The following is an 11,735-nucleotide window of genomic DNA, read 5'->3' on the forward strand; positions in this document are numbered from 1 at the left end:
TATGTCAACGCCCCGCGTGCTGGTAACCCAGGCTGCTGAAGCAACCATTGATGTGCTCCGCGACGAGCACGGCCCGCTTATGTTCCACCAAAGTGGCGGTTGCTGCGACGGCTCTTCGCCCATGTGCTTTCAGGCGGGTGAATTCCGGGTAGGAGCCAGCGACGTGTGGCTAGGTCAGATTCACGGGTGCCATTTCTTTATGAGCGCCTCACAGTTTGAGTACTGGAAGCACACCCAGCTCACCGTAGATGTCACGAAAGGCCGGGGAGCGAGCTTTTCGCTGGAAATACCCCTAGGCGTTCGGTTCCTGATTCGGTCCCGTTTGTTTACGGAAGAAGAATCGGAGAACATGAGCCCGGTATATGATGGCGAGGAGTACTTGCAGTACACCAGTGTTGCGCCGTAGCAAGCAGCCGGATTCTACGCATAAGCCAAAAAAGCCCCGACAAGCAGTTGTCGGGGCTTTTGATTGTAGAAGGGGCTAGGGAGCCTAAGGCTGCGGAGTTAGTTTTTAACTTTTACCGGCAGGCCTTCAAGCTGCACGTAGCTGAGCTTCCAAGAGTTATTTTTCTGTTTTTTCCAGAGTAGAATAAAGTTGCCTTCGCCTTCGCCGTGGGACTGGCCGGGCGCCTCAGGCAGCACATCCGTTGAGAAAGTGCCAGCCTCGTAGGCAATATTTTCGCCGGTGCCGTTGCTGGTGGCGTAGGTTTTCAGGTCTGAGATGGTACCCATGGTGGAGCGTACCCACTTGTCAGCTACCTCTGATTTGCCATTAAACCGCGACTCGCCTTGGGCATACTGCACGTCGTCGGCCAGCAGCGTGTCGAGGGCAGCAGTGTTTTTAGCATTCCAGGCACCAATAAACTGCTGGTTGAGGCTTTGCACATTTACGGCTTCGGCATCGGTTTTGGGGCCAGAGCAAGAGGCCAGCAGGGCGCCTCCGAGCAGGAGGCCAAGAAAGGATTTCATGGAAACAAGGTTTTGGTAAGAGAGCAGAACGAGTTGTAAAGTAACACAAAGCCCAGGTACTATGACCTGGGCTTTGTGCAAATCTAGAAAGGACGTATTACCAGCTCTTACGACGCACTTCCGAAGAAGGATAAGCGGCATCACGCTGGCCAAACGAAGGGTTAGGCAGGTAGGCTGAGTTCATGGCGAAGGCAGCAGGAGCAGCGCCAGGAGCGCCAAAGCTGTTCATCATAGCGGGAGCAGCAGGAGCAGCGGCGGCGGCAGCCAAAGCAGCTTGGTTGTTGGCGCGGGCTTTCGCCTCACCACGAGCAATACCTGAGCGGTAAGCGGCAGCACGGTTGGCCTCGGCGCGGCGGGCAGCCGCTACCCGAGCCGCTTCGGCGCGGCGCTTGTTATCAGCGGTTCGGCCGATGGAGTAACCTAGGCCAGCCCCAGCAGCGCCACCCACGGCACCACCTACTACGCGGTTTTTCTTATTGATAAGAGCACCAGCGGCAGCACCACCGAGGCCACCAATTACGGCACCTTTAGCGCTGGAGCTAATCTTACGATCTTGAGCAAAGCTATTGGCAAATGAAGCAAAGAACATTACCAGGGCGAGAAGCAAACTTACCTTTTTCATGTTGAGAGAAGTTTAGTGATTAGCGAGCCGGTAATCAGCGGCTCTGAGAAGTGTTTTACAAGCACCATGCCAATACGGGCAGATCTGGCCTCAGGTTTACCTCAACAGTAGAGCTAGTCAGGCCGTAAAGCCACACGTTGCCCTAGAGTTGAAAACGGCTGTAACCGGCTTTAAATGCGTGTTTTGCGTACAGTGAGCTATGAAAGAAAAATTATTATTCCGGGTTGATAAAATTTTTCCGTTACCCGGTTTAGGCCTGCTCTTGTTGCCCCAGATTACGGCTCCTGAGCTACATCAACTTGACTTGTACACGGCCTTGAAGCTCCACTTGTACTACCCCTCCGGGCACACCCAAATTGTAATAGCGAGTGTAGAAGAAATTACGCGGGATGAAGCTGGTGTCATTCGAGGAGTGCTGCTCACGCAGGAAAGCTCATTGCAGGTACCACCAGGCACGGAAGTATGGTGGGCAGGCACCGTTGCTGAGTGGGATGAACTGGTTTAACGCAGCCAGCCGCCGGCATCAAGCCAATTGTGCAGCCGGTCGGTCCAGTTGTCTTTGGTGGTGGGGTTGTTCATTCCGAAGCCGTGGCCGCCTTTAGGATACAAGTGCATTTCTACGAATACCTTGTGCTGTAAGCATGCCTGATAAAATACCAAGCTGTTTTGCACAGGCACCACCGCATCGTCGGCCGCATGCATCAGAAAAGTAGGGGGCGTTTTCGCTGAAACCTGCCGCTCAGCAGAATAGTGTAGTATCTGGGCAGCGGTGGGGGCGGCTCCCAGCAGCGCCGTGCGTGAGCCCGCGTGCGTTAGGGAGTCGGCGAAACTAATGACCGGATACAATAGCACCAGAAAATCGGGCCGTACAGAGGTCTGGTCCTTCGGGTCGCCGACGGGCTTAGTGAAGAGCGTGCCGGCGGTTGCTGCTAGGTGCCCGCCCGCCGAAAACCCCATCAAGCCTATGTGCGCCGGCTTGATACCAAACTCAGTAGCTCGCTGCCGTACCACCCGGATAGCCTGTTGGGCATCGAGCAGCGGCGCAAGGGCCTTATCGGTTTGGCTCTCATTGCTGGGCAACCGATACTTAAGCACAAACGCCGTAATGCCCATTTCCGTGAGCCGCTTGGCTACATCATACCCTTCGTGGTCCATGGCCAGCAGGCCGTAACCGCCACCAGGGCAGATAATGACCGCCGTGCCGTTGACTTTTTCCTTTGGTGCCCGATACACCGTAAGCGTGGGCTGCACCACCTTGGATATGCGGATTTTGCCGTTCTCGTTGTCTACCTTTTCCTGCACTTGACTAGGTCTGGAATTGGGCGCAACCCCAGCGTACAACGGAATTACGGAGGGAGTTTGGGCCAAAGCAGTCATTGCCACAATCAAACAAAAAAGGGTGAGCAGAAGAGGTTTGCGCATGGTGGGAGGGTAGTGGAAATCAGAATGCTCTAAACAAAACAGACCGTCATGCTACGGTAACGGTAGCATGACGGTCTATGGGTTTAGAAATCCCGTATCTTACGCCGGGCTAGGAGCCGGATGCGTGCCTTCGCCAGCGGGTTTATCGGGGGCGGGGCCACCATGCTCTTCGTCGGGCTGGTAGTTGGCTTCCAGCTCCGCCAGCTTTTCTTTGCCATAGGCAAAGCGCGTGATAAGCACATACAGCACGGGCACAATGAAGATGGCCAGCACGGTTGCCGAAATCATACCCCCTAGTACCGTCCAGCCAATGGTCTGGCGGCTTTGGGCACCGGCACCGGAAGCAAACACCAGCGGCAACACGCCCAGAATAAAGGCCAACGACGTCATGATAATGGGGCGCAAACGCAGACGCACCGCTTCCAGCGTGGCTTCCACCAGCGGCATGCCTTTATCAACCCGTTCCTTCGCGAATTCAATAATCAGAATGGCGTTTTTGGCTGACAAACCAATCAGAGTAATCAGGCCAATCTGGGCATAGACGTTGTTGGTGAGTTTGGGCAGGAACGTGAGGGCCAGAATAGCACCAAATGCTCCTAGCGGCACGGCCAGCAGCACCGAGAAGGGCACCGACCAGCTTTCATACAGCGCAGCCAAAAACAGAAATACAAACGCCAACGACAGTCCAAAAATGTACACCGTCTGGCCACCCGCCAGAAGTTCTTCCCGCGTCAGGCCCGAAAACTCAAAGCCATAGCCAGCCGGAAGGTTTTGCGCGGCCGTTTCCTGCAAGGCCTTGATGGCGTCGCCGGAAGAGTAGCCCGGCGCTGCGTTGCCGTTGATTTCGGCCGAGCGGAACAGGTTGTAATGCGAAATCAGGGGGGCGCTTTCCGAGCGTTGGTAGCTTGTAACCGTGCTCAAGGGCACCATGCCGCCCGAAGAGTTGCGCACGTAATACTGCCCCAAGTTGCTGATGTCGCCGCGGTACATGGAGTCGGCCTGCGTTACTACCCGGAAGTTGCGGCCGTACACCGTAAAGTCGTTCACGTACGACGAGCCCAAGTAGGTGCGCAGCGCCGTACCAATATCAGCAATAGATACGCCGAGCTTTTTAGCTTTCTCTCTATCAATAGTGAGCTGATAACCGGGCGTGTTGGCGGTGAAGAACGAGAACGGAGCCGCAATTTCGGGCCGCTTGCGCAAGGCACCAAGGAAGGATTGCAGGTTGGCATCGAAGTTCTTGATGTCGCCGCCGGCCTCACGCTCCTGGAACACAAAGCTAAAGCCACCAGAGTTACCTAAGCCCGGAATAGCCGGCGGTGAAATCACTACAATGTTTGCTTCGCGCAGGCGGCTCAGGCGTTGCTGCACAGTAGCAATCAGGCTTTGCAGCTGTAGTTCCTTTTCCTTGCGGTCGTCCCAGGGCTCCAGCTGACAGAATACGGTGCCGCTGTTCGACTTAGACGAGAAGTTTACCACGTTTAACCCGCCTAGGCCCGCGTAGTGCTTGATGCCTTTAATCTGGCTTAGCTCCTTCATCACCTCTTTCAGGGTGCTTACCGTGCGCTCCGTCGACGACGCCTCGGGCAGGGTAAACGTCACGAACAGGCGGCCCTCGTCCTCGGTGGGTATAAAACCAGAAGCCTTGTTCTTAAACAACAGCCCCGTGCCTGCCACAATGCACACCAGAAGTATAACTACCAGGCGGGAGTGCTTAATACCGCTCTGTACGCCGCGGCCATACTTGCTCGTCACCTTATCAAACCAGGTGTTGAACTTGTAAAACATACGGTCGAGGCCCGTGGAGTTTTCGTCGCGCTTGTGGGGCTTGAGCAGCAGTACGCACAACGCGGGCGTAAGCGAAAGCGCCACAAAGGCCGAGATAATCACCGAAATGGCAATGGTAATAGCGAACTGCTGATACAAACGGCCCGTGATGCCCGGAATAAAGCCTACCGGCACGAACACCGCTGCCAGAATAAGCGCAATAGCAATTACCGGAGCCGAGATTTCGCGCATGGCGGCCAGCGTGGCTTCCAAGGGGCTCAGGCCTCGCTCGTTCATGTTGTGCTCCACAGCTTCCACTACCACAATGGCGTCATCCACCACAATACCAATGGCCAGCACAAAGCCGAACATGGTGAGCGTATTGATGGTGAAGCCCAGCGGAATGAACATGATGAAGGTGCCGATAATAGACACCGGAATGGCCAGCACCGGAATAAGGGTAGAGCGCCAGCTTTGCAGGAACAGGTACACCACAATGGTTACCAGTACCAAGGCCTCAATCAGGGTATGCAGTACCTCATTGATGGAGACCTTCACCACTGTAGCCGACTCGAAAGGAACTATGTAGTCAAGGTCAGTAGGAAACTGCTTTTTTAGCTGATTCATGGTGGTCAGCACGTTCTCGTAGGTTTCCAAGGCATTGGCGCCGGGAGCCTGATACACGAGCAGGTAAGCGGCGCGTTTGCCATCCACGAAGGAGTTGCTGGCATAGTTAAACTTGCCTAGTTCCAAGCGGGCTACATCTTTCAGATAGACCACTGCTCCATCCTCCGGGCGCGTCCGGACGATGATGTTGCCGAACTCCTCGGTATTTACTAAGCGGCCCTTCACAAATACAATGTACTCGAACGTTTGGCCGGTTTGGGCCGGCGGGGCGCCAATGGAGCCGGCCGCAATCTGGGCGTTCTGCTCCTGGATAGCGGCCGTTACTTCCTGAGCCGTTACGCCCAGCTGGGCTAGTTTATCGGGCTTAAGCCAGACGCGCATCGAGAAGTCATCGGCGCGGCTTACGATGTCGCCTACCCCTTTGGTACGGAGCAAAGCGTCTTTTACAAATACGTTGGCGTAGTTATCCAGGAAGGTAGTATTGTGCGAGCCTTTGGGTGCGTACATGGCTACCAGCATCAGAATGCTAGGGTTCCGTTTGCGCACAACCAAGCCCAGGCGCTGTACTTCCTGTGGCAGCGTGGGCTGGGCAATGCCCACCCGGTTCTGCACATCCAGCGCGGCAATGTTGATGTCGGTGCCAACTTCAAAGTTCACCGTCATGCTCATCTGCCCATTGCTGGTGCTATTGCTCTGCAGATAAGTCATGCCGGGAGTACCGTTTACTTGCACTTCCACGGGGGTAGCCACGGTTTGCTCCACCGTTTGGGCATCGGCCCCGGTGTAGGTGCCACTCACCGATACGGTAGGCGGCGTAATCTCCGGATACTGGCCTACGGGCAAGTTCAGGATAGCCAGCAGCCCCACCATCACAATCACCAGGGAGGTGACAATGGCCGTGACGGGGCGCCGGATAAAGGTTTCTGCAATCATAATGGAGTATTTACCTGATACGCTTACTTAGCTGAGGCTAGAGAGCTAGTTCCCCTCCTCAGATGAGGACGGGTTAGGGGTGGTTGAAAAGCTAGAGGTAGAAACTAGAGTTAGTAATCGTTCAACGATTGGTCAACCACCCCCAACCCCTCCTCAGCTGAGGAGAGGAGCTAGTTGATGGCTCTAGTTTCTAAGCTTACTTGGCGCCGCCAGCGGCGGGAGCACTGCCGCCCGCCTGAGCCTGAGCAGGCGTACCCACCTGAATCTGGCCGCCGTCGCGGAGGCGCTGGAGGCCTTCAGTTACTACCTTGTCGCCTTCCTTAATGCCGTTCATCACCACAATCTGGTCGCGGAGGCGCGGGCCTAGCTCCACTTTGCGCTGATAGGCCTTGCTGCTGTCGCCGGCAATAAACACGAAGTTCTCTCCCATCTGCTCCACAATAGCCTTATAGGGTACCACAATGCGGCGGCCCGACTGGCGGTTAAGCACACTTAGCACAGTGCTCATGCCATCCTTCAGCTTGCGGTCAGGGTTCGTGAACTGCACCCGAATCTGGACGGTACCAGTTTGCTGGTTTACGCCTCTATCAATGGCTAGTATTTTGCCGGGCTGCGTGTAGCGCGAGCCATCGGGGAGCACTAGGCGGAAGGTAGAGTCGTCTTTGCCGCCGGCCTGGCGCTGCAAGTCAGCAAAGCGGCTGAGGTCCGATTCCGTAATCACGAAATCAACACCCATGGGGTCTTCGCCGCTAATGGTGTTGAGCAGCGTGGAGCCGGGGCTTACCTGGGAGCCGAGGCGCACCTGCGAAATACCGATGCGGCCCGTGAAAGGCGCTTTAATCAGAGAATAATCGAGGTCGGTGCGGGCCGCGGCTACGTTGGCTTGGGCTACCGCTACCTGCGCCTGCGCTGTAGCGTAGGCCGTGGAGGCATTGTCCACAATCTGCTTGGCAATGGCGTCTTGCTGGGCTAGGCGCTGGTAGCGGTCGAGGTTGACTTTCGCATTTTGAACCGTAGCACGGGTACTGGCCAGGCCCGCCAGCGCCTGCTGGTAGGCTGCCTGGTACTTGCGGCGGTCGATTTCGTAGAGCGTTTTGCCCTTCTGCACCACGTCGCCTTCCTTAAAGAAGATCTGGGTGATAAAGCCGGCCACCTGGCTGCGCAGCTCCACATTGTTGATGGCCACCACGGTAGCCGGATATTCATCGTAGTATACCGCGTCGGAGGTCTGGGCCGTAACTAAGGTTACGGGCGTAGCCGGTGGCGGGCCAGCGGCTTTTTCGTCTTCTTTTTTGCCGCAGCTCGCAAAGGCCAGCAGACTGGCAGTGTACGTTAGGGCAATAAGAGTCTTGTTCATATACATCAAGGAGAAGCAGCGGAAGGCTAGTAGGAGGTAGACAGATTGCCCTGTGCGCGCAGCAAATCCACTTTGCTGCTCAACACCTGAAACAGGGCACTGTAGTAATTAAGCTGGGCAGTACGCAGGGTGGTTTGCGCCACAATTACATCGAGGTAGGTTTTGATACCCTCCCGGTATTGCAGGTTCACCACCGAGTACACCTCGCGCGACAAATCGAGGTTGCGTTGCCCAATTCTGTAGTCGGCGTAGTAGCTCTTGTAGCTGGCTAGGGCCTGCTCAAACTCGGTGTTGATACGGTTGCGGGCCAGCAGAATATCCTGGTCGATGCGCTGGTCGGTCAGCCGCTCGCGGCGCAGGTTCTGGAGGCGTCGGCCACCCGTGAACAGGGGCAGGCTCAGCTGTAGGCCAGCATAAGAACTGGGAAAACGCTGGCTGTACAGGTCGCCGAAGTTATTGTTCTGGAAAACTGAGTTGTAGTTGCCAAAGGCTGAAAGCGAAGGCAGGAAGCCCCAACGGTAGTAGCTGATCTGGGCCGCCTGCAGGGCTTTTTGGGTTTGCAGCTGCTGCACCTCAATGCGGTTGGCGGGGTCGAGGGCTACGGTCGTGTCCAGTACAGCGTCGCGCATGAGCTGCACCGTGTCGTATTGCAGGGCAAGCGGCTGCGTTCCGGCTACGCCCATCAGTTCCTTGAGGTAAGCCGATTTAGCCTTCACTGCTTCCAGGGCTTGCTTGCGCGCCACCACGGAGTTGTTCAGCAGAATCTCCGCTTGTTTGTAGTCGGTTTTATCAACAATTCCCGCGTCGTAGCGGGCCTTGGCATCTTTGAGGCTGCGCTGAAGCCGCACAATGTCCTCGCTGAGCACCTCTAGCTGGCGCTGCGAAAGCAGCACATCGTAGAAGGCTTTGCTTACATCCGACACCACATCAATGCGGACGCTAGCCGTATTCTGCTGGAAAAGCTGTCGGGAAGGCCGCGCGCTCCGGGTGGCCAGCTGCACATCATTATTGTAAATGGTTTGAGTAGCTGCTAGGCCTATAGTAGAGGTATTTTTGAGGCCCACCTGGCGGGGCACGTTTACGCCGTCCGCATTCGGAAATACGATGAAGGGCAGCTGGAAATAGTGCTGGCCCGTGGCGTTGAGGCCCAGCTGGGGCAGCCAGCCAGCCTTGCCAATCCGGATGTCGGCGTCGTTGGTTTCCTCATCAATGCGCGCTTGGCGCAGCACGGGCTGGTTCTGCAAGGCGTATTGCAGGCACTGCTCCAGGGTAAGCTGACTGGCAGGAAGAGCAGGGGCCGTAGGTTGGGCCTGCGCCCAGACAGGGGCAAGCAGCAAAAGGCCGAATAGCAGCCGGAGCGCCCGTTTCATGTGTTTCATATCCTAATAAAAAGCAGCTACCGAATTCCGTAGCTAAAACATTGCTGGCTACCATCTGCACCAGCCACCACTCCAGACACTAGGCGCAAGGACACGGCCGACGGTCTGGGCGCTGCCTGTGCCTAGTAATTTTCAGTTGAAAAAATGACCTGACTCTTGGCAGTCAGTGGGGTATACGTTCAAGAATATCGGCTCCCGAATTAGATTCGACCTTAGATTACAAGGCAGGTTAACCAAGCTGTAAGCAAAAGGTTGTGTTGCTCAGCAAAAAGATTCTCGCTGCCGCGGGTTCGCGTGGGCAGGGGGCCTAGTAAAGTAGGTGGTTCGCTAATAGTGCTGGTTTAGAGCTTATTCCAGCTCAGTTACCGTCACGAGTACATCGGTATTGCGGCCGTGGTCGTCGGCGCAGGAAATCTTGAGCGGGCCTGGGCTGGGCTGGAAAAAGATTCGCTCGGTAGCGGCAGCCGTCTGCAGAAACTGGTCGTTGACGTACCAGTATACCTGTCGCACTTCGCTGTCGGTGGTGCAGCTGAGCAAAAGCTGCTGCTTTTCGTGGCGGTTGAGCACGTACTCGGTATTGGCAGTAGGCGAGGTGATGCTGGGCGCCCGCTCTGCACCGCCGCGCACTAGCTGGCACTGCGGATTGTGCACCGGCAGCCGTCGGTACGGAATGCCTTGCGCTTCTTTAAAGGCCGCTACTTCGGGCAGTAAATTGGGGTATAACTCCCGCCGAAACCCCGCGGCCGGCGCGCAGGCCCGGCAGTACGTAAAGCTCCCATCAGCCGACACCAGCACTTCTCGCACGTGTTGGCACCGCTGCCCCGAGGATACACTAGGCAGAAAATAGTCGATAACCTGATTAGGGCAGTTTTCGCCGGGTACTAGGCCACTCTCCGCGCACACCAATCGAAAATCCAGCGCAGATGGGGGCGCATACCAGTCGTTCGGCGAGTTGTAGGCGAGAGCATTGAACAAGTCGAAGAGCAAGGGGGTGGCTACCTCTGAGCCCGTAAGCGCTGGGCTGCCTTGGCCGCTGAAGTTACCCACCCACACGCCAATGGTGTATTGTTTGTTGTAGCCAATGCTCCAAGCGTCGCGGCGGCCGTAGCTGGTGCCGGTTTTCCACGCAATTTTGGGTAACCGCATGCTACTGGCGGCGTTTATGGGCAAATCAGGCCTAGTAAGCTGGGCCAGGATATCAGTGGTCAGAAACGCAGCGCCTTCAGAAATAAGAGGCCTAGCAGGTGTGCTTTTCTGCGTTGATGTGAGGTGAAGGTTGCCATACAGGCCGCCGTTAGCCAGGGTCACATACAGGTTGGTCAGTTCTTCGAGGCTAGCGCCGCAGCCACCCAAAATGCTGCTTAAGCCCAGCTGGGTGCGGTTGCGCGTTATGCTCTGGAAGCCAGCCTTGCGCAACTTGTCAGTGAAGGTGGGCACGCCGAGCTGATTGAGCACGCGCACCGCCGGAATGTTGAGCGAGTATGCCAGGGCGCGCTCCAGCGTTACTTCCCCGTTGCAGTGTTTATCAAAGTTCTCGGGGCGGTAGCCCTGGAAGTTGGTTGGCACATCGGGCAGTAGTTGCTTGGGCGTTACGAGGCCTCGGTCCATGGCCAAAGCATACAGAAACGGCTTGAGTGTGCTGCCCGGCGAGCGGACGGCCAGTACCCCATCGTTCTGGCCTTGGTTAACGAAGTCGCGAAAATCAGCGGAGCCCACGTAGGCCTCTACCCGGCAGGTGCGGTTATTCACGACCAGCACGGCGGCCTGCGTGATGCCCAGCTCATAGAGGCGCCGCACATAGTTACGCGTCAGGTCTTCGGCCTTGGCTTGCTTGCTGCGCTCCAAACTACTCCGGATGATGGCCTGCCGTGAAAACTGCCGCACCAACCGCCGCGACAGGTGCGGAGCCAATGCCGGCGCCGCGTGGCGCTGCACGTCTAATGGCTCCAGCAGTGCATCTTCCACATCCTGCTTCGGAAACAATCCAGCTTCTGCAAACCGGCGCAGCCACCGGTTCCGCTCTTGCCATACGGCCACGTTGTTCTTCCCTAATATCAAGCCCCGAGGCCGGTTTGGGATGATGGCCAGCGTAACGGTTTGGGCTAGCGAGAGGTAGTCGGGAGTTTGCTGGAAGTAGAGCAGCGCCGCTGATTTTACGCCTTCTACGTTGCCGCCATAGGGCACCAAGTTCAGGTAAAGCTGCAGAATCTCGTCTTTGCTATAGTGCAGCTCTAGCTGCGTAGCGCGCAGCATCTCCAGCAGCTTGTTACGGAAGGTGCGCTCTTTGGGCTCCAGCAGCCTGGCCACTTGCATAGTGATGGTGCTGGCCCCGGTCGTGCGACCTTTTCCAAACAAGTTGCGCCCGGCTGCCTGCACCAGTGCCACCGGGTTCACCCCCAAGTGCCACCGAAACCACCGGTCTTCCTTCTCGATAATAGCCTTGCGCAGCACCGGGGTAATTTCGCGCAGCTCAGTTTTCATCCGCCACTTCTGGGTGGGGTTGAGGTAGGCGTGCAGCACCGATCCATCGGCGGCCAGCACAATGGGCGAGTAGTGCGGCGCGGGCGGGAGGGGAAACGCTAAGTCCAGTACTAGGCCTAACGCCAGCACCAACCCCACAACGGCAAAAACTTTGGCAGCGCGATTCATGCACCCATCA

The 11,735-nt window shown here is 56.6% G+C and carries 9 protein-coding genes; 2 read left to right on the plus strand and 7 right to left on the minus strand.

The genetic code is table 11. The features are described from left to right. Position 1 precedes the first annotated feature (1 nt). The gene (locus tag ACYVHC_RS12030) at positions 2 to 406 is read left to right on the plus strand and encodes a DUF779 domain-containing protein (RefSeq protein WP_460613954.1); all 405 of its coding nucleotides are present in this window, start codon (positions 2 to 4) and stop codon (positions 404 to 406) included. Positions 407 to 504: 98 nt separating this feature from the next. On the opposite strand, the gene ACYVHC_RS12035 is transcribed toward ACYVHC_RS12030, so the two are convergent. Together ACYVHC_RS12035 and ACYVHC_RS12040 are read right to left on the minus strand one after the other, a co-directional pair. Beyond that, a complete protein-coding gene (locus ACYVHC_RS12035; protein ID WP_460613955.1) occupies positions 505 to 969 on the minus strand; it encodes a YybH family protein in 465 nt (154 codons plus the stop codon). A 97-nt stretch (positions 970 to 1,066) separates the two neighbouring features. After that, complete coding sequence (locus ACYVHC_RS12040; RefSeq protein ID WP_460613956.1) at positions 1,067 to 1,591, minus strand: glycine zipper 2TM domain-containing protein; 525 nt, start codon at positions 1,589 to 1,591, stop codon at positions 1,067 to 1,069. A gap of 199 nt (positions 1,592 to 1,790) precedes the next feature. Here ACYVHC_RS12040 and ACYVHC_RS12045 point away from each other — a divergent pair, with 199 nt between their 5' ends. Beyond that, positions 1,791 to 2,096, plus strand: a complete 306-nt coding sequence (locus tag ACYVHC_RS12045) for a hypothetical protein (protein WP_460613957.1) — start codon at positions 1,791 to 1,793, stop codon at positions 2,094 to 2,096. Here the strand turns inward: ACYVHC_RS12045 and ACYVHC_RS12050 are convergent. The 5 genes from ACYVHC_RS12050 to pbpC all read right to left on the minus strand — a co-directional run bounded on the left by ACYVHC_RS12050 (position 2,093) and on the right by pbpC (position 11,725). After that, complete coding sequence (locus ACYVHC_RS12050) at positions 2,093 to 3,013, minus strand: alpha/beta hydrolase (protein WP_460613958.1); 921 nt, start codon at positions 3,011 to 3,013, stop codon at positions 2,093 to 2,095. The two genes, ACYVHC_RS12045 and ACYVHC_RS12050, sit on opposite strands and share 4 nt — an antisense overlap. Positions 3,014 to 3,112: 99 nt before the next feature. Further along, positions 3,113 to 6,340 carry an efflux RND transporter permease subunit gene (locus ACYVHC_RS12055; protein WP_460613959.1) on the minus strand — a complete coding sequence of 1,076 codons (3,228 nt, stop codon included), beginning with the start codon at positions 6,338 to 6,340 and terminating at the stop codon, positions 3,113 to 3,115. A 196-nt stretch (positions 6,341 to 6,536) separates the two neighbouring features. Next, positions 6,537 to 7,697 (minus strand): efflux RND transporter periplasmic adaptor subunit, encoded by a 1,161-nt coding sequence (locus ACYVHC_RS12060; protein ID WP_460613960.1) that lies wholly within the window; start codon positions 7,695 to 7,697, stop codon positions 6,537 to 6,539. A gap of 26 nt (positions 7,698 to 7,723) precedes the next feature. Beyond that, positions 7,724 to 9,076 (minus strand): TolC family protein, encoded by a 1,353-nt coding sequence (locus tag ACYVHC_RS12065; protein WP_460613962.1) that lies wholly within the window; start codon positions 9,074 to 9,076, stop codon positions 7,724 to 7,726. A 348-nt stretch (positions 9,077 to 9,424) separates the two neighbouring features. Continuing rightward, a complete protein-coding gene (pbpC, locus tag ACYVHC_RS12070) occupies positions 9,425 to 11,725 on the minus strand; it encodes a penicillin-binding protein 1C (protein ID WP_460613963.1) in 2,301 nt (766 codons plus the stop codon). Positions 11,726 to 11,735: the final 10 nt, after the last annotated feature.

Source organism: Hymenobacter seoulensis (assembly GCF_054780535.1).